This is a genomic window from Pseudactinotalea sp. HY160, assembly GCF_009372055.1.
GTDB lineage: Bacteria > Actinomycetota > Actinomycetes > Actinomycetales > Beutenbergiaceae > HY158.
The window spans coordinates 132,725-153,589 of record NZ_WHMT01000006.1; the positions used below are offsets into that span (position 1 = coordinate 132,725).

Genomic DNA, 20,865 nt, shown 5'->3' on the forward strand with positions numbered 1-20,865 from the left:
GAGCGCCTCAGCCGGTCAGCTGCGACCGGATGATCAGCGTGCCCGGCAGGTACTCGCCCCGCACCGGCCCCCAGCCTCCCCACACGTGGGTGTTGCCCGGCTGCCACTCCGGCTCGACCAGCTCGACGATCCGGAATCCGCTCTCGGTCAGGTCGCGCACGTGGTCCCCGATCGTGCGATGGAATTCGGCGTACGTGCCGCCGGCCGAGGACTCCGCGTACGGGGTGCGGTCGAAATAGGAGCGATCGGCCGTGAGGGAGGTGGGGTCGTCCGGGAACGCCCAGCGGATCGGGTGCGTGGTGGCGAACGTCCAGTGCCCGCCCGGTCGGAGCACCCGGGCCACCTCCCGGTGCACCTCGCGGGCGTCGGCGACGAACGGGATCGCCCCGAACGCCGTGAACACCTGGTCGAAGCTGCTCGCTGCGAAGGGCTGGGAGCGGGCATCGGCCACCTGGACCGGCACGACGACTCCCGTGCCGGCGTTGAGCTCGCGGGCCGTCTCGACCATCCCGGGAGCCAGGTCCGTGGCCACCACGTCGACGCCGCGGGCGGTGAGCCAGCGGGCGCACTGGGCGGCCCCCGCTCCGATCTCCAGGAGCCGCTGTCCGCGGAGGGAGTCGAGGTCGCCGAGGAGGCGGGCCTCGGATTCGAGCAGCCCCTCGGGGCACCACCGGAACTCGGCCGGCCCGAGGAACTCGCCGAACTCGGCCAGGTACTCCCGGGCGTGCCCGCTCCAGTAGGCGCGGTTGCCGTCGACTGCCGCTTCGGGATCCACCGGGAAGTAGCCCGCGCGGCCCGGGCGCTCAGCTGCACACATGGGCACCAGCCTGCCAGAGACTCACGCACGCTCCGGTGGGCTCGTGCGGGACCGGTCGGGGCCGAAGCCGGATAGATTGGCGGGAGTCCCGCGGCGCCCAGGTGGAGAGAAGATGCCCCGCACCCTTGTGCTCACCAATGACTTCCCGCCCCGCCAGGGCGGGATCGAGACCTTCATCGCGGCGCTGACCGACCGGCTCGGCCCGGACCTGGTCGTGTACACCGCCGCGATGCCCGGCGACGCCGAGGTGGATGCGGGCCTCGACTTCCCCGTGATCCGGGATCGCAGCTCGATGCTGCTGCCGACGCCGCGGGTGCGCCGGGCCGTCGTGGCGGCCCTGCGCGAACACGGCTGCGACCGGGTGCTCATCGGATCCTCGGTCCCGCTCGGCCTGCTCGCCCCGGCGCTGCGTGCGGCCGGTGCCCGGCGGATCGTCGCGATCACCCACGGCCACGAGACCTGGTGGGCGCGCGTGCCGCTCACCCGGCCGCTGCTGCGCCGGGTCGGGGACGCCGTCGACGTGCTCACCTACATCTCCACCTGGACCCGCGACGAGATCGCCCGCGGCCTCTCGCAAGCCGGCCGATCACGTCAGCAGCGCCTCACCCCGGGCGTCGATCCGGAGCGGTTCCGCCCCGGCAGCGGCGGCGCCCGCGTGCGCGCCGACCTCGGGCTCGGGGACGACGTCCCGGTCGTCGTGTGCACCGCCCGCCTCGTCAAGCGCAAGGGGCAGGACATGCTCGTGCGCGCCTGGCCGCGCGTGCTCGCCGCCGTTCCGGGCGCCCGGCTCGTGCTCGTGGGCGACGGCCCGCGCCGCCGCGCACTCGAGCGGCTCGCCGGCCGGTTGGGTGTCCGGGAGTCGGTGGTCTTCACCGGGGGAGTGCCCTGGGAGCGGATCCCGGGTTACGTCGACGCCGCCGACGTGTTCGCCGGCCCCTCCCGCACCCGGCTGTTCGGGCTCGAGCCGGAGGGGCTGGGGATCGTCTACCTCGAGGCCTCCGCCTGCGAGCGGCCGATCGTCGTCGGTCGCAGCGGCGGGGCACCGGACACCGTGGTCGACGGCGAGACCGGCTACCTCGTGGACCCCCGCGACCCGGACGACATCGCGCGCCGGCTCGTCGACCTGCTCCGCGACCCCGGGCTGCGCCTCGCGATGGGCCGGCGCGGCCGGGCGCGCGTGGTCGAGGGCTGGACCTGGGATCAGGTCGCCGCCGACTGTGCCGGTCATCTCGACCCCCGGTGACGTCGGCGGCCCCGATGCCCCCGCGCCGGAGCGGCCGCATACTGGTGCCATGAGTTCGTCGCCACCTTCGACCGATGCGGACTGTGTCACCTCGCTCGCCCGTGAGCCGATCGCCGGGCCCGAGGCGGTGGAGCTCGCGCGGCTGTTCAAGGCGCTCGGAGATCCCAGCCGGCTCCGGCTCCTCTCGCTCATCGCCGCCCACGAGGGCGGTCGCGCGTGCGTCTGCGACCTGACCGAGCCGCTCGGGCTGAGCCAGCCCACCGTGTCCCATCACCTGCGGGTGCTCCGCGAGGCCGGCCTGGTCACGAGCGAACGACGGGGCACGTGGGTGCACTACTCGCTCGTGCCCGCCGCGCTCGACCGGGTGGCCGTGGTCGCCGCCATCGATCGCCCGCGCTGACCGGTGGCTCGGTCGCCGGGCCACCGACCTTGAATTGACGGATATCAATATAGCCTCCTACCCTTGCCCGGGGCACCCGCCCCGGACGAACGAACAAGGATGGACGGACCGCGCATGAGCGCCCTGACAAAGGAACCCCGCCGGCCGGTCCGGTGCGGCTGCACCCACCCCGCCCGCAGCCAACCCGGGGAGGCCTGACCGTGCTGCTCGCGGTACTCATCTTCCTCGTCACGCTCGTGCTGGTCGTCTGGCAGCCGCGCGGCCTGGGCATCGGCTGGAGCGCCCTCGGGGGTGCGGTGGTCGCACTCCTCGTCGGGGTCGTCGACCTGAGCGACGTGCCCACGGTGTGGGACATCGTGTGGAACGCCACGCTCACGTTCGTGGCGGTCCTCATCATCTGTTCGATCCTCGACGAGGCGGGGTTCTTCGACTGGGCCGCGCTCCACGTGGCGCGCTGGGCGCGGGGCAGCGGAAGCGCCCTGTTCAACCTCATCGTCGTGCTCGGCGCGGCGGTGGCGGCCCTGTTCGCCAACGACGGCGCGGCGCTGGTCATGACCCCGATCGTGTTCCAGATGATCGTGGCCCTGCGCTTCTCCCCGAAGGTCGCGTTCGGGCTCGTCATCGCCACGGGGTTCATCGCGGACACCGCGAGCCTGCCGTTCGTCGTCTCGAACCTGGTGAACATCGTCATCGCCGACTATTTCGGCATCGGCTTCGCGCGCTACGCGCTCGTGATGGTGCCCGTCGCGATCGTCTCCCTGCTGGCGAGCCTGGCGGTCCTGCGCCTCTTCTTCCGCCGCTCCATTCCGGGCCGGTACGACGTGACCGCGCTCCGGCGCCCCGCCGACGCGGTCGTCGATCCGGTGACCTTCCGCGCCGGCTTCGCCGTGCTCGGCGTCCTCCTCGTCGGGTACTTCACGGCCGACGCCATCGGCGTGCCCGTCGCCGCCGTCGCCGGCCTGTGCGCCCTCGCCCTGGCCCTCATCGCGGCCCGGCGTCCGCGCCGGCTCGTCCAATGGGTGAGCGCGCGCCGCCCCGCGGCCCGCGAGATCGCCCACCTCACCCCCTCCGCGCCCGAGCGCTCCGTCGCAGGGCGGGGAACGGGTCCGGCCGCCGGGGCCGGGGAGAGCCGGAGGCCGGCGGCCGAGGCGCACGCTCCGGCTGCGCCGCCGATCGCCGTCGGTTCCGTCATCCGATCCGCGCCCTGGCAGGTCGTGCTCTTCAGCGTCGGGATGTACCTCGTGGTCTATGGCCTGCAGAACGCGGGGCTTACGGACCACCTGGGCTCGCTCCTGTCCGCCCTGGCCGCCCACGGCGACGTCGTGACCGCCACCGGGACCGGGTTCCTCGTGGCCGGAATGTCCGCGGTGATGAACAACATGCCCACCACCCTCATCGCGGCCCTGGGCATCGACGCCGCGGGAGTCGGCGGGCTGACCGAACAGATGATGGCCTATGCCGCCGTCATCGGTGCCGACCTCGGCCCGAAGATCACCCCGATCGGCAGTCTCGCCACCCTGCTGTGGCTCGCCGTGCTCGACCGCAGGCACATGCACATCGGCTGGGGGACCTACTTCAAGGTCGGAATCGTGCTCACCGTTCCCGTCCTGGCCGTCACGCTCCTCGCCCTGGCGGGCTGGCTCACCCTGCTCGGCCCCTGAGTCCGCCGCGCCGCCCGACCACTCACCGTCCCGCCGGGGGACGCCGGACTGTGAGCCGGTCGCCGGTGTCGGCGGCTCGGCCTGCCTGATATGCTGAAGGGCGGTTCCCAGTGCATAGCGCGCGTTCCGACCCGTTCGTCCCGCCGATGCGGCCGATGTGTTCGCCACATCGACCGTGATCGGCCGTGATCGACGGAGTCGGCTCGGCTCGCCCCGGGACGCCGTCGGCGCTCAGCGTTCCGCGAGCGGCCGAATGTCCATTATCCATACGATCCCCCTGTCCACATCGGAGTTCATCTCTTGACTATCACCGCCCACCAGGCGAACGCACCGCAGGTCGCCGTCAACGACATCGGCTCGGAGGAAGACTTCCTCGCCGCCGTCGACGCCACCATCAAGTACTTCAACGACGGCGACATCGTCGAAGGCACCATCGTGAAGGTCGACCGCGACGAGGTGCTCCTCGACATCGGTTACAAGACCGAAGGCGTCATCCTCTCCCGCGAACTGTCCATCAAGCACGACGTCGACCCGGATGAGGTCGTCTCGGTGGGCGAGGTCGTCGAGGCCCTGGTTCTCCAGAAGGAGGACAAGGAGGGCCGCCTCCTCCTGTCCAAGAAGCGCGCGCAGTACGAGCGGGCCTGGGGCACGATCGAGAAGATCAAGGAAGAGGACGGCGTCGTCACCGGCACGGTCATCGAGGTCGTCAAGGGTGGCCTCATCCTCGACATCGGCCTGCGCGGCTTCCTCCCGGCATCGCTGGTGGAGATGCGCCGTGTGCGCGACCTGGCCCCGTACATCGGCCAGGAGATCGAGGCGAAGATCATCGAGCTCGACAAGAACCGCAACAACGTGGTCCTCTCCCGTCGGGCATGGCTCGAGCAGACCCAGTCCGAGGTCCGCTCCGGCTTCCTCAAGACCCTCGCCAAGGGCCAGGTGCGCCCCGGTGTCGTCTCCTCGATCGTCAACTTCGGTGCGTTCGTGGACCTGGGCGGCGTCGACGGCCTCGTGCACGTCTCCGAGCTCTCCTGGAAGCACATCGACCACCCGAACGAGGTCGTCGAGGTGGGCCAGGAGGTCACCGTCGAGGTGCTCGACGTGGACTTCGACCGCGAGCGCGTCTCCCTGTCGCTCAAGGCCACCCAGGAAGACCCGTGGCAGGCGTTCGCCCGCACCCACGCGATCGGACAGGTCGTTCCGGGCAAGGTCACCAAGCTCGTTCCGTTCGGTGCCTTCGTGCGCGTCGAGGACGGCATCGAGGGCCTCGTGCACATCTCCGAGCTGGCCCAGCGCCACGTCGAGCTGCCCGAGCAGGTGGTCAAGGTCGACGACGAGGTGTTCGTCAAGGTCATCGACATCGACCTCGAGCGTCGCCGCATCTCCCTCTCCCTCAAGCAGGCGAACGAGGGCGTGGACCCGGCCGGCGACGACTTCGACCCGTCGATGTACGGCATGGCCGCGGAGTACGACGAGAAGGGCGAGTACAAGTACCCCGAGGGCTTCGACCCCGAGACCCAGGAGTGGATCGAGGGCTACGAGGCTCAGCGCGAGGCATGGGAGGCGCAGTACGCGCAGGCCCACTCTCGCTGGGAGGCCCACAAGCAGCAGGTCGCCGCGGCGCTCGACGCCGACACGACCGAGGTCAAGGGCGGCGGCGCCGCACCGGCCGAGGCCACGACCTACAGCTCGGCCACCCCGGAGGCCGCGGGCACCCTCGCGTCCGACGAGGCGCTCGCCGCGCTGCGTGAGAAGCTCACCGGCAACTGACGCACCCACGGCCGCACGTGCGACCGACGCAGCCCGTCACCCTCGTGGTGGCGGGCTGCCGCCGTCTCCCCGCGAGCGCATTTAGGTGATGGCCGCGTGTCGTATATGGTGGACGGCGTGACTGTGACCCGTACGCGCACCCGCCATCCGTTCGCCATCCGCCACCTGACCGTCGAGGCGGTGACGCCGCTGACCGAGACGATGGTCCGGATCACCCTCACGGGCGACCTGTCGGGCTTCACGAGCACCGGTCCCGCCGACCATGTCAAGGTGTTCTTCCCCGACGGGGCCGGCGTACTCCGGGCGCCGCAGCTCGAGGGGGATCGGATCGTGCGCGACCCCGACGCCACGTACATCTCGCGGGACTACACGCCGCTCAACTGGACCGAGACCTCGCTCGACCTCGACTTCGTGCTCCACGGCGACACCGGTCCCGCCTCCGCCTGGGCCGCACGCGCCGGGGCGGGGGACCCCCTCGTGGTCGCCGGACCCCGCGGTTCGAAGTCCGCACCCGAGGGGGCCGACTGGTGGCTCCTGTGCGCCGACGCCACGGCGCTGCCCTCGCTCGGACGCTGGCTCGCGGACGCCCCCGCGGGCCTGCCCGTGCGGGCCCTCGTGTTCGCCGACACCGACACCCTGGCCGACTACCCGCTGCCCGAGGGGGCGGACGTCGACTGGGTGCTCACCACGGACGACCCCGAGCCCGTGGTGCGCGCCCTCGACCTCGACTCGAGTCCCGACTTCGCCGGCACCGGCTTCATCTGGGCCGCGGGGGAGGCGACCTCCCTCATCGGTGTGCGTCGCTACCTGCGGCGCGAGCTCGGCCTGCCCGGCGGTCAGGTCGCCGTGGACGGCTACTGGCGCCGCGGCGAGGCCGACGCCGACCACCACGCCCCGATCGACCCGTCCGACCCGGAGGAGTAGACCCTGGGGCTGTCGGTTCAGCCCTACAGTGGGTCCATGGACAGTTCGCGGCTCCTCCTTCGCGGTACCCCCGTCGTCCCCGGGGCCGGCTACGGCCCGGCCGTGCGCCCGATGCCGCGGCCCGATCCCGCGGTGGCCATGTCCGCGGCGCCGAGCGATCCCGAGACCGAGCTCGACCGGCTCGAGCGGGCGGTCACGGCGGTGGCCGACCGCCTGAACGAGCGCGCCGGTCACGTCTCCGGCGCGGCGGCCGACGTGCTGCGCACCGGGGCCGTGATGGCGGACGACCCGGGACTGCGGTCGGTCGCGAAGAAGGCGATCCGGGAGGGGCGCTCGGCCTGCCAGGCGCTGTGGAGCGCCGCCGCGGAGTTCACGTCCGCGTTCGAGGCCGCCGGCGGGCTCATGGCCGAGCGCGTGACCGACCTCGAGGACATCCGCGACCGGGTCGCGGCCGAACTCCTCGGCCTGCCCGAGCCGGGCGTGCCGGTGCCCGAGGCCCCGTCCGTGCTGCTGGCCGCCGATCTGGCCCCGGCGGATGCCGCGCTCCTCGATCCCGAACTCATCACCGCGATCGCCGTGCGGCTCGGGGGACCGACGAGTCACACCGCGATCATCGCGCGTCAGCTGGGGATCCCGTGCGTCGTCGGAGTCCACAGGCTCGACGAGACCGCCGACGACCACCTCATCCTCGTCGACGGAACGGCGGGTACCGTCACCGTCGATCCCGAGCCGCAGTCCGCCCGGGACCGGGTGGCCGAGGCACGCGAGCAGGCGGCCACGGCCGCCGCGTGGCGGGGCGAGGGGGCGACGTCGGACGGTCACGGCGTCGACCTGCTCGCGAACGTGCAGGACGGCGCCGGAGCCCGGGCCGCGGCCCAGGGCGTGGCCGTGGGCGTCGGCCTCATGCGCACCGAGCTCGCCTTCATGGCCTCGGCCACGGAGCCGAGCAGCGACCATCAGGCCCACGTCTACGGCGACGTGCTCCGGGCGTTCCCCGACGCGAAGGTGATCATCCGCACCCTGGACGCCGGCTCCGACAAGCCCCTGCCGTTCATCGAGTTCGAGGACGAGTCCAACCCCGCCCTCGGCGTCCGTGGCCTGCGGATCGCGGCCGACGATCCCGGCATCCTCGACCGCCAGCTCGACGCGATCGCCGCCGCCGCGCGGGCCGTCGGGGCCGCGGTCGATCCCTGGGTCATGGCACCGATGGTCGCCACCGTCGCCGAGGCGCGGTTCTTCGCCGAACGCGCCCGGGCGCGGGGCCTCGTGCCCGGGGTCATGATCGAGGTGCCGGCCGCCGCACTGCTCGCCGAGTCGATCCTCGCCGAGGTGGACTTCGTCTCGATCGGCACGAACGACCTGTCCCAGTACACGATGGCGGCCGACCGACTCTCCCCGGCGCTGGCGAGCCTGTGCGATCCGTGGCAGCCGGCCGTGCTCGCCCTGATCGACCGGGTCGCCCAGGCGGGCAGGGCCACCGGGAAGCGGGTCGGCGTGTGCGGGGAGGCCGCCGCGGACCCGCTGCTCGCCTGCGTGCTCGTGGGGATGGGGGTCTCCTCACTCTCCGCGGCGCCGATCGCCCTACCGGCCGTCGGGGCCCGGCTGGCCGGGGCGACCCTGGCCGACTGCGAACGGGCCGCCGCGGCCGCGCTCGCCACCACCGACTCGCGGGAGGCGAGGGAGGCCGCCGCCGGGGCGCTCGCGTGATCCGGATCGGCCTCACGGGCGGCATCGGAGCGGGCAAGTCCACCGCGGCCCGCCACTTCGCCCGCCTCGGGGCGCACCTGATCGACGCCGACGTGCTTGCCCGGGAGGTGCTCGATCCCGGCACACCGGGCCTGGCCGCCGTCGTGGATCGCTTCGGACCCGGCGTGCTCGCCCCGGCTGCGCCCGGTGATGATCTGGGTGACGATCCCGGCGATGCCGATGGTCCCGACCGGCTCGACCGGCCGAGGCTGGCGGCGATCGTGTTCGACGACGCCGCGGCACTCGCGGACCTCAATTCCATCGTCCACCCGCTCGTGCATCGGCGGACCCGGGAGGAGCTCGACCGGATCGCGCGCGCGGAGCCGGACGCGGTGGTCGTCCACGACATCCCGCTGCTCTATGAGGCGGGCCTGGCGGGCCAGATGGATCTCGTGGTCGTCGTGAGCGCCGAGCCCCAGGTGCGGGTCGAGCGCGCGGTCGCGCGGGGGATGGACGCCGCGGACGTGCGCCGGCGCATCGCCGGGCAGGCGGACGACGCACGGCGCGAGTCGATCGCCGACGTCGTGCTACGCAACGACGGCGCCGAGGCCGACCTGGCCGAGCAGGTCCGGGCGGTCTGGCGCGAGCGCGTGCTGCCGCTGCTCGCTGCCCGGGCATAACCTGTCCGGATGGATCAGCGACTGCACTTCCTCACGATTGCGACGCCCGATCTCGACGCGGCGCGCGGCTTCTATCGCGATGGTCTGGGATGGATGCCCACGATGGACGTGCCGGGGGAGATCATCTTCTTCCAGATCGCGCCCGGCCTCCTGCTCGGACTGTTCGACGCCGAGAATTTCGCCGCCGACCTTCCCCCCGGTCACTCGACCGCGGGCGTCGCGGGCATCACCCTGGCGCACAACGTGCCGGACCGTGAGAGTGTCGTCACCACGCTCGCAGCCATCGAGAGGGCCGGTGGCACGATCATCCAGCCTGCTCAGGAGGGTGCCTTCGGTGGCGTCTTCCATGGTCACGCGACCGATCCCAACGGCATCATCTGGGAGATCGCGTACAACGCCGGCTGGCGCATCGAGGCGGACGGGACCGTGGTGCTCCAATAGGACGGCGCCACTCGGGGATTGACCTGCTCGTGTCGGCCCGCGGTGGTCGAATCAGTCCGACCGGGAACGATGGCGCGCTGCCTCGCCCGTCGTTCGGCCGTCCTCCGGTTCGATCATGGTTCGATCACGGTTCGATCACGGGTCCCACCCCGTCGAACACGCCGGCGAGGAACTCGGCGACGTCGTCGAGTTCCGCCGCGGAGATCGAATGGCCCACCGCGTACCGGTGCTCGCGCAGGTCCACGTGCTCGGAGAGGAAGTCCCGGGTGCGGTCGAAGGCGGCCCCCGGCACGATCGGATCGTCCAGGTCGTACCCCCAGAACAACGGCGGGCGCAACTGCGCGAGGCGGGTGTCGCCGTCCACACTCCCCGGAACGGAGAAGCCCGAGAGCACGACGGCCGCCGCGAACGCCGCGGGAGCGCGTCGGAGGAGATGCGCGGCCATCGCGCCGCCCTGGGAGAAGCCGAGGAGCACGACCGGGCCGGGGGCGTGCTCGGCGCGGACGGTCTCGAGCCAGGCGAGGACGCCGGCGGTGGCGGCGTCGGCGTCGGCGAGCGTCGGCGTGCCCGGATCGGCGGTGATGGGGAACCAGGCGTGGCCACCGCGGCCCAGGGGCAGCGGCGCACGCAGGGCGGCGACCGCGAATTCTGGCGGCAGCTGGGCCGCGAGCGGGAGGAGATCGCGTTCGTTCGCGCCGTAACCGTGCATGAGCACGAGCAGGGGCCGGCCCGTGGGCCGGAACGTGGTCCACACGGTGGCGGAATCGTCGATCGGGAGGATCTCGGGTCGGTCCATGGCACCAGTCTGCTGCACGCGGACTCACGCGGACTCACGCGGACACGGTGGAGGTCTGTCGGCGCCGCGGCGTAGGTTGGTGCCATGCGCCCAGTGACCGATCTGCAGCGAACCGTCGCACCGTTCGAGGTCGTCGCCGAATACGAGCCCTCCGGGGATCAGCCGACCGCCATCGCCGAACTGACCGAACGGATCAACGCGGGCGAGAAGGACATCGTGCTCCTCGGCGCCACGGGGACCGGGAAGTCCGCGACCACCGCGTGGCTGATCGAGCAGGTGCAGCGACCCACCCTCGTCATGGCGCCGAACAAGACCCTCGCGGCGCAGCTCGCCAACGAGTTCCGCGAGCTGCTGCCGAACAACGCGGTCGAGTACTTCGTGTCGTACTACGACTACTACCAGCCCGAGGCGTACGTGCCCTCCTCGGACACCTATATCGAGAAGGACTCCTCGATCAACGACGAGGTGGAGCGGCTGCGGCACTCGGCCACGAACTCCCTCCTCACCCGGCGCGACACCGTGGTCGTGGCCTCCGTCTCGTGCATCTACGGCCTCGGAACGCCGCAGGAGTACGTCGACCGGATGGTGCGGCTGCGGGTGGGGCAGCAGCTCGACCGGGACGACCTGCTGCGCCGATTCGTGCAGATGCAGTACACCCGCAACGACATGGCCTTCACCCGCGGCACGTTCCGCGTTCGCGGCGACACGGTCGAGATCATCCCCGTGTACGAGGAGCTGGCGATCCGGATCGAGATGTTCGGCGACGAGATCGAGTCGCTGCAGACCCTCCATCCGATCACGGGGGACGTGCTCGCCTCCGAGGGCGAGATGTACCTGTTCCCGGCCACGCACTACGTGGCCGGGCCGGAGCGGATGGAACGGGCGATCACCGGGATCGAGACCGAGCTCGCCGAGCAGCTCGAACGATTCGAGCAGGCCGGCAAGCTCCTCGAGGCGCAGCGGCTGCGGATGCGCACCACCTACGACATCGAGATGATGCGCCAGGTCGGGAGCTGCTCGGGCATCGAGAACTACTCCCGCCACATCGACGGGCGCGAGGCCGGTTCGGCGCCCAACACCCTGCTCGACTTCTTCCCCGAGGACTTCCTCATCGTCATCGACGAGTCGCACGTGACCGTGCCGCAGATCGGGGCGATGTACGAGGGGGACATGTCGCGCAAGCGCACGCTCGTGGATCACGGCTTCCGGCTGCCCTCGGCCATGGACAACCGCCCGCTGCGCTGGGAGGAGTTCCAGGAGCGGATCGGGCAGACCGTCTACCTCTCGGCCACCCCGGGGCCGTACGAGCTGAGCCAGTCCGACGGGGTGGTCCAGCAGATCATCCGCCCGACCGGCCTCGTGGACCCGGAGGTGGTGGTCAAGCCGACGGAGGGCCAGATCGACGACCTGCTCGCCGAGATCCACGACCGCACGAGCCGGGACGAACGGGTGCTCGTGACCACGCTGACGAAGAAGATGGCCGAGGACCTGACCGACTACTTCATCGAGCGCGGGGTGCGCGTGCAGTACCTCCACTCCGAGGTGGACACCCTGCGCCGGGTGGAACTGCTGCGGGAGCTGCGGTCCGGCGTCTTCGACGTGCTCGTGGGGATCAACCTGCTGCGCGAGGGCCTCGACCTGCCGGAGGTCTCCCTCGTGGCGATCCTCGACGCCGACAAGGAGGGATTCCTGCGCTCGGGCACCTCCCTCATCCAGACGATCGGCCGGGCCGCCCGGAACGTCTCCGGGCAGGTGCACATGTACGCCGACGTCGTCACCGACTCGATGCGGCACGCGATCGACGAGACGAACCGCCGCCGGCAGATCCAGGTGGACTACAACCACACCCACGGCATCGACCCGACGCCGCTGCGCAAGCGGATCGGGGACATCACCGACCTGCTCGCCCGGGAGGACATCGACACCAAGGAACTCCTTGCCGGTGGGTATCGCAAGCCGGTCGAGTCCCGCTCGGGGGCCGCCGCCGGGGCGGTGACCGCGCGGGCGAACCTCGCCGGGGCCGCGGCGGGCGACCTCGCCGCGCTCATCCAGGAACTCTCCGACCAGATGCACTCCGCGGCCGCCGAGCTGCAGTTCGAGGTGGCGGCCCGGCTGCGGGACGAGATCTCCGACCTGAAGAAGGAACTGCGACAGATGAGTGCCGCCACGTCCTGACGAACGTGGCCCGAGGAGTCGGGTTCAGCGTCCGTGGCCCGCGCCTTCGCGGCGGGCGCGCCCGTGCTGCCGCAGTCCCGCCACGAGCATGAGCGCCGCTGTGCCCCACGTGAGGAGGATGAGCGGCCACGTCGGGATGGCCCTCCCGCCGCTGCCGACCTGCGACATCAGGTCACCGTCCGCCCACACGAGCTGCAACACGGGCGCGGCGCACCACGCGGCCACGCCGAGGGCGAGGAAGGGCCACTGGGACGCGTTCGGCCCGCCGCCCGCGCCTCGCCTGCGCGCGAGTGGCGGCAGGAGCGCGACCCCCGCGATGGCGAACCCGCCGGCGAGCAGCATGATCACTCCCGCATCCGAGACGAGCGGAAGGCGTCCGAGCATGATCACGGCCAGGAGCACGCCGAAGAGTGTGCCGAAGAGTACGCAGGCGAGGATCGGCGTCCATCGATGCCTGTCCATATGTCCTCCGTGTGCTTGGCGATCCGTGGCACAGGTTGCCCGACGTTTCCAGTCTCTCGTAGCGGCGCCACGATCCCGGCTACCGGCGGAACCGGGCGACGCCCTCGGTGAGGCGACGGTGCACGGCGTCGTCGACGTCCGTGCCGGCCGCCCGCAGCGCCACGACGGCCGCGCCCACGAGCCCGTCGCCGACTGTGCGCAGGTCGGCGGGGAAGCCCGCGGCGGTCATCGCCTCGACGACCGGGGCGGACATCGCCGGCTGCCGGGTGAGCACGCTGCCGCCGAGCACGACCGGCCCGGGGGAGTGGGGATCGAGCACGGCCGTCAGGGTCGTGCCGAGGCGCTCCTGGGCGCCGGCCACGATCTCGCGGGCCGCCTCGTCGTGCGGGAACTCGAAGGCGAGCGGGGTGAGGCGCGCCAGCTCGATGGGTGACCAGCCGAAGAGTACGTCGCTCAGGTTGAGCAGCGTGCGTACCCGCCCCTCGTGCCCGGGGCGCGGGTCGACCTCGATGTCGAGGAGTTCCGTCAGCGCCGCGGTGAGGGCGGTGGCGGGCCCGCGCCGGTCGAGGTCGGCCACGACGGCCCGCGCGACCGCCTGTCCGATCTGGAAGCCGGACCCCTCGTCGCCGAGGAGCCAGCCCATCCCGTCCGCGACCGCGACGATCTCCCCGGCACGCACGCGCACGGCCGCGGCGCCCGTGCCCGAGACGAGGCCGTAGCCGTCGAGCTCCACCGCCCCCGAGCAGTAGGCCGCGAGGATGTCGGAGCGCAGGTGCACGGGCATCGTGAATCCCGCATGGTGAAATTCTTTCGCAAGCCAACCGTCGCGGAGGAACTCCGAACCGCCGGCGGAGCAGATCGTGATGGAATCGAGACCTTCGTCGATGAGGGTGCGTTCGGACGTCGCGCGGGTGACCGTGTCGAGCACCGACTCGAAGGCGACTTTTCGGCCGGATGACACCGGATTCGCGCGTCCACCGACCGCCACCGAACGCACTGTTCCATCACCCGCGAGGAGGGCCGCGCGCACCGAGGTTCCGCCCGCATCGAGCGCAATCAGACTCTTCAAGAAAAATTTTCCTTCCGGGGGGCTGACAAGTGGGGAAGATAAGAATATATTTCAGACGTGACCACGGACACAGCGTCCAGGTCGAAGACGATCAGACAGTCGAGGATGACGGGAGTTCACGTGTCGAGCTCAGTATTCGCCAACGGTGACGCCGGGATGCGCGTGACCGAGCGTATCGAGAGCGCGATGCCGGCCCTGCCCACCGCGATGCGCAAGGTGGCCGAGCTCGTGCTCGCCGATCCGCGCGCGGCGCTCGAGTACTCGATCACCGAGCTCGCCGAGCACGCGGGCACGTCGCCGGCGACGATCACCCGGTTCTGCCGGGCGATCGGCTATCCCGGGTACGTGCAGTTCCGCGTCGGCATCGCCGCCGACAGCGGACGGCCGGACGAGGGCGCCCAGGTCGAGATCGGGCGGGCGTTCGGCCCGTCCGACTCGCCGCGGGAGGTCATGACCATGCTGCTCAACGGGCACGTGCGGTCCCTCAAGGCGACGGCGGGACTACTCGACCTGTCGGCCTGTGCCCGCGTCGCCGCCCAGATCGCCCAGGCCTCGCACGTCGACCTCTACGGTGTCGGGGGCTCCGGGGCGATGGCCGAGGAGATGCAGGACCGGCTCTACCGGATCGGCGTCAACACCCACGCCTGGCGGGACGTGCACGAGGGTCTCGCCTCGGCGACGCTCCAGGGGCCGGGCACGGTGGCCCTCGGCATCTCGCACAGCGGGGAGACCCGCGAGACGATCGACATGCTGCTGTGCGCGAGCCAGGCGGGAGCGCTGACGGTCGCCGTCTCGAACAACACCTCGACGCCGCTGTCCGACGTCGCCGACCTCACCCTCGTCGCGGCCGTGCCCTCGAAGTACCTGCACCCGGCGGACCTGTCCGCCAAGCACGCGCAGCTCTTCGTGCTCGATCTGCTCTACCTGCTCGTGGCCGGTGTCGACTACGAGGACAGTTTGACCAAGTTGACCGACTCGGCCATGGCCGTGGTCGCTCGACGCCACATGGCGCGTTCGCGCACGTCCCGGAGGGTTCAGTGACTCAGATTCAACAAGCGTTCCACGCCGAGGTGATCGGCCGGCTCGAGGAGCTCGGGCGCACGATCGCCGCGGGCGGCCTGGACGAGGCCATCGCCCTGACCACCGAGAGCCTCGCCTCGGGCGGGGTGCTGCAGGCGTTCGGCACGGGACACTCCGAGGCGTTCGCGATGGAGATCGCCGGCCGGGCCGGCGGGTTCATCCCCACGAACAAGATCGCGCTGCGCGACCTCGTGCTGCGCGGTGGACGCGACGAGGCCATCCTCAGCGGCGGGGAGCTGGAGCGCGACCCGCAGATCGTCGACGACCTCGTGGGCCTGTACGACTTCCACCCCGAGGACGTCTTCCTCATCGCCTCGAACTCCGGGGTCAACGGCTCGATCGTCGGGCTCGCGCTCGCGATCAAGGAGCGCGGCCACAAGCTCATCGCGGTGACCAGCCTGCAGCACACGAACGCGGTCACCCCCAAGCACCCGAGCGGGAAGCGGCTGAGCGAGATCGCCGACGTGGTGATCGACAACCTCGCCCCCTTCGGCGACGCGACCCTGAGCGTCGGCGACGGCATCGGGGTCGGGGCGGTCTCCTCCCTCACCGCTGCCTACATCGCCCAGATCCTGACCATCAGCGCCGCCGAGCGCATGGTCGCCGACGGCCACACGCCGCCCATATACATCTCTGCCAATCGCCCTGGAGGTGACGAACACAATCATGCATTGGAGGAGCGCTACGGCGACCGGATTCGCCGGAGTGCCTGAGCCTCACAACACCGCGAGCCCGACCCGGCTCACCCTCATCACCAACCTGTGAAGGATCAGTTAGAACCATGAACGACAAGAGCCTTTCTCGCCGCAGCATTCTGCGCGGCGCCGCCGCGACCGCTGTCGCGCTGCCGTTTGGGGTCGCCCTTGCCTCCTGTGCCAGCAGTGGCGGCGGCTCGGAGGAACCGACCGACGACGCCACCACTGATGGTGGCGACTCCGAGAACGACCCCACGAAGAACCCCTTCGGCGTCGAAGAGGGTAGCTCGATCGAGGCCGTGATCTTCGACGGCGGCTACGGCACCGACTACGTGTCCTTCGCCGGCGGCATCGTCGACAAGAACCTCGGCACCACCACCGAGGTGAAGCCGACCCAGAAGGTCGCCCAGGAGCTCCAGCCCCGCTTCGTCTCCGGCGACGTGCCCGACCTCATCGACAACTCGGGTGCCGACCAGATCGGGTGGAACGACATCCGCTCGCGGCTCGAGACCCTCGACGACGTGCTCGAGGCCAACAACCTCGAGGGCAGCCCGATCAAGGACTCCCTCTTCCCCGGGGTGCGGAACCCGGGCACGTTCGACGGCAAGTTCGTCGCGCTCAACTACGTGCTCACCGTCTACGGCGTCTGGTACTCCTCCTCGCTGTTCGAGGAGAACGGCTGGGACGCCCCCGTCACGTGGGACGACGCCCTCGACCTCGGCGCCAAGGCCAAGGAGCAGGGCAAGTACCTGTTCACGTGGGGCAAGGAGGCCGCGACCTACTACCAGACGCTCGCGATCGACTCGGCTGTCAAGGAGGGCGGCGACGACGTGCGTCTCGCCCTGGAGAACCTCGAGGAGGGCTGCTGGTCCAAGCCGGAGATCCAGGGCGTCTTCGAGAAGATCAAGGAGGCCGTGGACAAGGGCTACTTCATCCCCGGTGGGGCCGGCACCCAGTTCACGGCTGCGCAGGCGCAGTGGTCGCAGGACCAGGAGGCGATCCTCTACCCCTCGGGCTCATGGATCGAGAACGAGATGAAGGACGCCACCGCGCCGGACTTCAAGATGAAGGGCGTGCCGGACCTCAGCCTGTCCAAGGACGCGAAGCTCACGACCGACGGTCTCCGCGCCGAGGCCGGCGAGCCGTTCTGCGTTCCCTCGCAGGCCGACAACGTCGCCGGTGGCAAGGAGGTCCTTCGGACGATGCTCTCGAAGGAGGCGGCCACCAACTTCGCGAAGGAGAAGCTGGCCCCCACCGTCGTGCTCGGCACGGTTCCGGAGGACGGCTTCGGTTCGACCGCGCTCGTCTCCCAGAGCGACATGCTCGACGCGGCGGGCGAGAACACGTTCACGATCAAGTTCATCAACCTGTACGGAATGAACCCCGACCAGCTCGTCTACTGGAACTCGTTCCTCAGCGGGGACAAGTCGGTGGAGGAGCTCACCTCCGACCTGCAGGGCCTGACCGACAAGATCCGTGAGGACGACGCGATCGACAAGGTCAAGATCTCCTGACGTGTTCCCGCATCTTCCTGACCGATCGATCGGAGTGTTGTGACTGACAACATCCGCACCTCCGCTGCCGAGGCACCAGTCGTGCCTCGGCGGCGGAGCCGCCGCGACTTCAGTTTTGACAGTATCTCGTTCTTCCTCGTGTTCCTGGGCGTGCCGCTCGCGGTGTTCGTCTTCCTGGTGATCTGGCCGTTCATCCAGGCGGCCTACTACTCGCTGACCGACTGGAACGGCCTCACGGCCTCCATGAACTTCATCGGGTTGGACAACTTCGAGCGCCTGCTGAACGACGACCTGTTCATGAAGGCCCTGGGGAACAGCGTGCTGCTCCTGGCGGTCGTGCCGACCCTCATCCTCATCATCGCCCTGACGTTCGCCACGCTCATCACCGTCGGCGGCGCCTCGAAGGGGCAGATCCGCGGGCTCAAGGGGTCGAGCTTCTACCGGGTCGTCTCCTTCTTCCCCTACACCATTCCGGGCGTGGCCATCGGCCTGCTGTGGGCCCTCGTGCTGCTGCCGAACGGCGGCTTGGTCAACAGTCTGCTGGTCGAGCTCGGCTTCGACGGCTTCGCCGGGTTCGCCTGGCTCGGGGACAAGGCCGCGGCGATGCCCGTGTCGATCTTCATCATCATGTGGGGCCTCATCGGCTTCTACATGCTGCTGTTCATCGCCGCGATCAAGGACGTGCCGGCGGAGACGTACGAGGCCGCCCGGCTCGACGGCGCCGGCCGGTTCCGCACCGCGATCTCGATCACGATCCCGCTCATCCGCGAGAACGTGCAGACGGCCTGGATCTACCTCGGGATCTTCGCCCTCGACGCCTTCGCCTACATGAGCGTGCTCAACTCCACGGGCGGGCCCGAATACAGCACCCTCGTGATCACCCAGTACCTCTACCGGGTGGCGTTCAACGACTTCAAGTTCGGGTACGCGAGTGCCATCGGCGTGTTCCTGGCCGTCATCACGCTGCTGTTCGCGGCGCTGGTGTTCTCGGTCAACTACCTCACCGGAGGCGGCAACAGGAAGGCGAAGCGATGACCAGCCAGACCGATTCCGCACACGCCCGCACGCACGACGGAGCGATCACGGGCAAGGGCGACCGCGCCGTAGCCACCATCTCGCACGGCGTGCTCATCGTCTGGTCGATCATCGTGATCGCCCCGATGCTCTGGGTGCTCCTGCAGTCCTTCAAGGGCAAGACCGAGGTGCTGTCCTCGCCGTTCGGCCTGCCGGAGAAGTGGCACTTCTCCAACTACTACACGGTGTGGGTCTCCGAGGGGATGGGGCGCTCGTTCCTCAACACGATCTTCGTGGTCGGCACCGCGCTCATCGCGGTGATGCTGCTCGGGGCGATGTGTGCCTACGTGCTCGCGCGCTTCCGGTTCTTCGGAAGCCGGCTCATCTACTACGCGATGCTCGCCGGGCTCACCTTCCCGATCTTCCTCGCCGTGGTGCCGCTGTTCTTCGTGCTCCAGAACATGTACCTGCTCAACACCCTCCCGGGCCTCGCGCTCACCTACGTGGCGTTCGCCCTGCCGTTCACGGTGTTCTTCCTCTACGCGTTCTTCCAGGGGCTGCCCACCGAGATCAGCGAGGCGGCCCAGATCGACGGTGCCGGGAAGTGGCGCACGTTCTTCCAGGTCATGGCGCCCATGGCGAAGCCCGGCATCGCCGCGGTGACGATCATGAACTTCCTCGGCCTGTGGAACCAGTACCTGCTGCCCGTCGCGCTCAACACGAAGCAGGAGAACTACGTGCTCACCCAGTCGATCGCCCGCTACGCAGTGAGCGCCGGCTACGCGGTGGACTTCGGCTCGATGTTCGCGGCCTTCGTCATCGTGGTCGTTCCCGTGCTCGTGTTCTACATCTTCTTCCAGCGTCAGCTGCAGGGATCGGTCTCCCAGGGGTCGAGCAAGTAGGCGGCTGACATCACCGTCGAGCCTCGTCGGCGGCGGCGAGTTCGATCGATACGGCCCGTCCCGGCATCCGCCGGGGCGGGCCGTCGTCGTCGGCGAGGTACCTGAGGCATCGCGGGCGAAGTGGGGCTGTACGCGGGCCCCGCCGCGGAATTACGCTGAGGGGCGGTGGAAGGACGGCGGATGACTGCACTATCCGGCTTACGCTCACACGTTCGAGGCGACGTGCTCACGGGGGAGGACCCCCGGTACGCATCCGCGCACTCCGGGTTCAACCCGGCGGCCGAGCACCGACCGGAGGTCGTGGTCCGGGTGGCCGACGCCGCCGACATCCGTGCCGCGATCGACTTCGGGGCCGAGCACGGCCTCCGGGTGCGCGCGCAGGCCACCGGCCATGGCAAGGGGGAGCCGATGGACGGCGGCCTGCTCGTGCTCACCGACCGGCTCCGCGGCGTCGAGGTGGATCCCGCGCACCGCACCGCCCGGGTCGGCGCCGGAGCCCGTTGGCAGGACCTGCTCCCCGTCGCGGCCGCCCACGGCCTCATGGGCCTGTGCGGCTCGACGCCGGCCGTCGGAGTGGTCGGCTACACCCTCGGCGGCGGCACGGGCCCGATGGGGCGGACCTTCGGCTTCAACTCCGACGGCGTGCGCCGGCTGCGGATGATCGACGCCGGCGGCCGCGAGCTGGAGATCGACGCGGAGCGCGAACCCGACCTCTTCTGGGCGATGCGCGGTGGCAAACCGGACGTCGGCATCGTGACCGAACTCGAGTTCGACCTCGTGACCGCTCCGACCTACTACGGCGGCGGCGTGTACTTCCCGGGCGAGCAGGCGGAACGGATCCTCCACGCCTTCGGCGACTGGGCGCCGTCCCTGCCCGACTCGGTCACCGCCTCGGCCGCGCTCCTGCGCCTGCCCGACGTGCCGGTCGTGCCGGAGCCGCTGCGGGGCCGCCTGAGCGTGCACCTGCGGTTCGTCCACGTCGGCGATCCGGCCCGGGGCGCCGAGCTCCTCGCGCCGATGCTCGCCGCGGGGACCCCGATCGTCGATCTCGTGGCCGAATACCCCTCGGTGGACATCGCCTCGGTGCACCGGGATCCGACCGAGCCGATGCCGGCCCGCGACGAGGGCATGACCCTGCGCGACCTACCCCCGGGCGCGATCGACGCACTCCTCGAGGCGGCCGGCCCGGGCGCCGACCTCCCGCTCGTCGTGGTCGAGCTGCGACACCTCGGCGGCGCGCTCGCCCGCGAGCAGGGTGCGGCGTCCGCCGTCGGTGGGCGGGAGGCGGCGTACAACGTCACGGTCGTCGGCGCGTATCCACCGCCCCTGCGCCCCGCCGTGGACGCGGGCAGCGCCGCGGTCCTCGCCGCGCTCGCGCCCTGGGCCACGGGCGGCTCGCTCATCAACTTCCAGGGCTACGCCACGCAGCGCGCCCGGGCGGCGTGGGACGCGCCGACCCGCGCCCGCCTCGACGCGATCAAGGAGCGGTGGGACCCGGAGCGGGTGTTCCGGTTCGCCTATTCCTTCGACTGAGGGCCG

The 20,865-nt window shown here is 70.7% G+C and carries 19 protein-coding genes; 15 read left to right on the forward strand and 4 right to left on the reverse strand.

The annotated features are described in order from the left end of the window. Window positions 1-7 precede the first annotated feature (7 nt). Window positions 8-817 carry a class I SAM-dependent methyltransferase gene (locus tag GCG21_RS07970; RefSeq protein WP_152818864.1) on the reverse strand — a complete coding sequence of 270 codons (810 nt, stop codon included), beginning with the start codon at window positions 815-817 and terminating at the stop codon, window positions 8-10. A gap of 112 nt (window positions 818-929) precedes the next feature. Between GCG21_RS07970 and GCG21_RS07975 the strand changes: the two genes are divergently transcribed. From GCG21_RS07975 to GCG21_RS08010, 8 genes are all read left to right on the forward strand, one after another. Beyond that, a complete protein-coding gene (locus GCG21_RS07975) occupies window positions 930-2,060 on the forward strand; it encodes a glycosyltransferase family 4 protein (protein WP_152818865.1) in 1,131 nt (376 codons plus the stop codon). A gap of 49 nt (window positions 2,061-2,109) precedes the next feature. Continuing rightward, complete coding sequence (locus GCG21_RS07980; protein ID WP_152818866.1) at window positions 2,110-2,460, forward strand: helix-turn-helix transcriptional regulator; 351 nt, start codon at window positions 2,110-2,112, stop codon at window positions 2,458-2,460. Window positions 2,461-2,660: 200 nt separating this feature from the next. Next, a complete protein-coding gene (locus tag GCG21_RS07985) occupies window positions 2,661-4,121 on the forward strand; it encodes an arsenic transporter (RefSeq protein ID WP_370517395.1) in 1,461 nt (486 codons plus the stop codon). A 300-nt stretch (window positions 4,122-4,421) separates the two neighbouring features. Further along, the gene (rpsA, locus tag GCG21_RS07990; protein ID WP_152818867.1) at window positions 4,422-5,888 is read left to right on the forward strand and encodes a 30S ribosomal protein S1; all 1,467 of its coding nucleotides are present in this window, start codon (window positions 4,422-4,424) and stop codon (window positions 5,886-5,888) included. A gap of 117 nt (window positions 5,889-6,005) precedes the next feature. Next, window positions 6,006-6,812 (forward strand): siderophore-interacting protein, encoded by an 807-nt coding sequence (locus tag GCG21_RS07995; RefSeq protein WP_228760145.1) that lies wholly within the window; start codon window positions 6,006-6,008, stop codon window positions 6,810-6,812. Between the two features lie 36 nt (window positions 6,813-6,848). Next, window positions 6,849-8,519, forward strand: a complete 1,671-nt coding sequence (locus GCG21_RS08000) for a putative PEP-binding protein (RefSeq protein WP_152818868.1) — start codon at window positions 6,849-6,851, stop codon at window positions 8,517-8,519. Beyond that, complete coding sequence (gene coaE, locus GCG21_RS08005; protein WP_370517396.1) at window positions 8,516-9,178, forward strand: dephospho-CoA kinase; 663 nt, start codon at window positions 8,516-8,518, stop codon at window positions 9,176-9,178. The genes GCG21_RS08000 and coaE overlap by 4 nt, the downstream gene beginning before the upstream one ends. A gap of 9 nt (window positions 9,179-9,187) precedes the next feature. Continuing rightward, window positions 9,188-9,619: a VOC family protein gene (locus tag GCG21_RS08010; RefSeq protein ID WP_152818870.1), complete on the forward strand. Its 432-nt coding sequence runs from the start codon at window positions 9,188-9,190 to the stop codon at window positions 9,617-9,619. A 124-nt stretch (window positions 9,620-9,743) separates the two neighbouring features. Here the strand turns inward: GCG21_RS08010 and GCG21_RS08015 are convergent, their stop codons facing one another. Then, entirely contained in the window at window positions 9,744-10,415 is a 672-nt protein-coding gene (locus GCG21_RS08015) for an alpha/beta hydrolase (protein WP_152818872.1), read from the reverse strand. Between the two features lie 84 nt (window positions 10,416-10,499). Here GCG21_RS08015 and uvrB point away from each other — a divergent pair, with 84 nt between their 5' ends. Then, window positions 10,500-12,590, forward strand: coding sequence for an excinuclease ABC subunit UvrB (gene uvrB, locus GCG21_RS08020; protein ID WP_152818874.1), 2,091 nt, complete (start codon window positions 10,500-10,502; stop codon window positions 12,588-12,590). Window positions 12,591-12,614: 24 nt separating this feature from the next. Here uvrB and GCG21_RS08025 read toward each other — a convergent pair whose 3' ends face one another. Both GCG21_RS08025 and GCG21_RS08030 read right to left on the reverse strand, forming a co-directional pair. Then, window positions 12,615-13,052 carry a hypothetical protein gene (locus tag GCG21_RS08025; RefSeq protein WP_152818876.1) on the reverse strand — a complete coding sequence of 146 codons (438 nt, stop codon included), beginning with the start codon at window positions 13,050-13,052 and terminating at the stop codon, window positions 12,615-12,617. A 79-nt stretch (window positions 13,053-13,131) separates the two neighbouring features. Next, window positions 13,132-14,121, reverse strand: a complete 990-nt coding sequence (locus GCG21_RS08030; RefSeq protein WP_152818878.1) for an N-acetylglucosamine kinase — start codon at window positions 14,119-14,121, stop codon at window positions 13,132-13,134. A gap of 120 nt (window positions 14,122-14,241) precedes the next feature. Between GCG21_RS08030 and GCG21_RS08035 the strand changes: the two genes are divergently transcribed. From GCG21_RS08035 to GCG21_RS08060, 6 genes are all read left to right on the forward strand, one after another. Continuing rightward, window positions 14,242-15,162: a MurR/RpiR family transcriptional regulator gene (locus GCG21_RS08035; protein WP_370517397.1), complete on the forward strand. Its 921-nt coding sequence runs from the start codon at window positions 14,242-14,244 to the stop codon at window positions 15,160-15,162. Next, complete coding sequence (locus GCG21_RS08040) at window positions 15,159-15,914, forward strand: sugar isomerase domain-containing protein (RefSeq protein WP_370517398.1); 756 nt, start codon at window positions 15,159-15,161, stop codon at window positions 15,912-15,914. The genes GCG21_RS08035 and GCG21_RS08040 overlap by 4 nt, the downstream gene beginning before the upstream one ends. A 68-nt stretch (window positions 15,915-15,982) precedes the next feature. Then, the gene (ngcE, locus tag GCG21_RS08045) at window positions 15,983-17,410 is read left to right on the forward strand and encodes an N-acetylglucosamine/diacetylchitobiose ABC transporter substrate-binding protein (RefSeq protein WP_152818882.1); all 1,428 of its coding nucleotides are present in this window, start codon (window positions 15,983-15,985) and stop codon (window positions 17,408-17,410) included. Window positions 17,411-17,449: 39 nt separating this feature from the next. Next, window positions 17,450-18,445 (forward strand): carbohydrate ABC transporter permease, encoded by a 996-nt coding sequence (locus tag GCG21_RS08050; protein WP_370517399.1) that lies wholly within the window; start codon window positions 17,450-17,452, stop codon window positions 18,443-18,445. Continuing rightward, the gene (locus GCG21_RS08055) at window positions 18,442-19,326 is read left to right on the forward strand and encodes a carbohydrate ABC transporter permease (RefSeq protein WP_152818884.1); all 885 of its coding nucleotides are present in this window, start codon (window positions 18,442-18,444) and stop codon (window positions 19,324-19,326) included. The genes GCG21_RS08050 and GCG21_RS08055 overlap by 4 nt, the downstream gene beginning before the upstream one ends. A gap of 180 nt (window positions 19,327-19,506) precedes the next feature. Continuing rightward, window positions 19,507-20,859, forward strand: coding sequence for an FAD-binding oxidoreductase (locus GCG21_RS08060; protein ID WP_152818886.1), 1,353 nt, complete (start codon window positions 19,507-19,509; stop codon window positions 20,857-20,859). The last annotated feature ends 6 nt before the right edge of the window (window positions 20,860-20,865 follow it).

Bases quoted from the DNA above. Each gene is read 5' to 3' on its own strand.
- GCG21_RS07970 (WP_152818864.1), bottom strand. From the start codon at position 817: ATGTGTGCAGCTGAGCGCCCGGGCCGCGCGGGCTACTTCCCGGTGGAT.
- GCG21_RS07975 (WP_152818865.1), top strand. From the start codon at position 930: ATGCCCCGCACCCTTGTGCTCACCAATGACTTCCCGCCCCGCCAGGGC.
- GCG21_RS07980 (WP_152818866.1), top strand. From the start codon at position 2,110: ATGAGTTCGTCGCCACCTTCGACCGATGCGGACTGTGTCACCTCGCTC.
- GCG21_RS08000 (WP_152818868.1), top strand. From the start codon at position 6,849: ATGGACAGTTCGCGGCTCCTCCTTCGCGGTACCCCCGTCGTCCCCGGG.
- GCG21_RS08010 (WP_152818870.1), top strand. From the start codon at position 9,188: ATGGATCAGCGACTGCACTTCCTCACGATTGCGACGCCCGATCTCGAC.
- GCG21_RS08015 (WP_152818872.1), bottom strand. From the start codon at position 10,415: ATGGACCGACCCGAGATCCTCCCGATCGACGATTCCGCCACCGTGTGG.
- uvrB (WP_152818874.1), top strand. From the start codon at position 10,500: ATGCGCCCAGTGACCGATCTGCAGCGAACCGTCGCACCGTTCGAGGTC.
- GCG21_RS08025 (WP_152818876.1), bottom strand. From the start codon at position 13,052: ATGGACAGGCATCGATGGACGCCGATCCTCGCCTGCGTACTCTTCGGC.
- ngcE (WP_152818882.1), top strand. From the start codon at position 15,983: ATGAACGACAAGAGCCTTTCTCGCCGCAGCATTCTGCGCGGCGCCGCC.
- GCG21_RS08055 (WP_152818884.1), top strand. From the start codon at position 18,442: ATGACCAGCCAGACCGATTCCGCACACGCCCGCACGCACGACGGAGCG.
- GCG21_RS08060 (WP_152818886.1), top strand. From the start codon at position 19,507: ATGACTGCACTATCCGGCTTACGCTCACACGTTCGAGGCGACGTGCTC.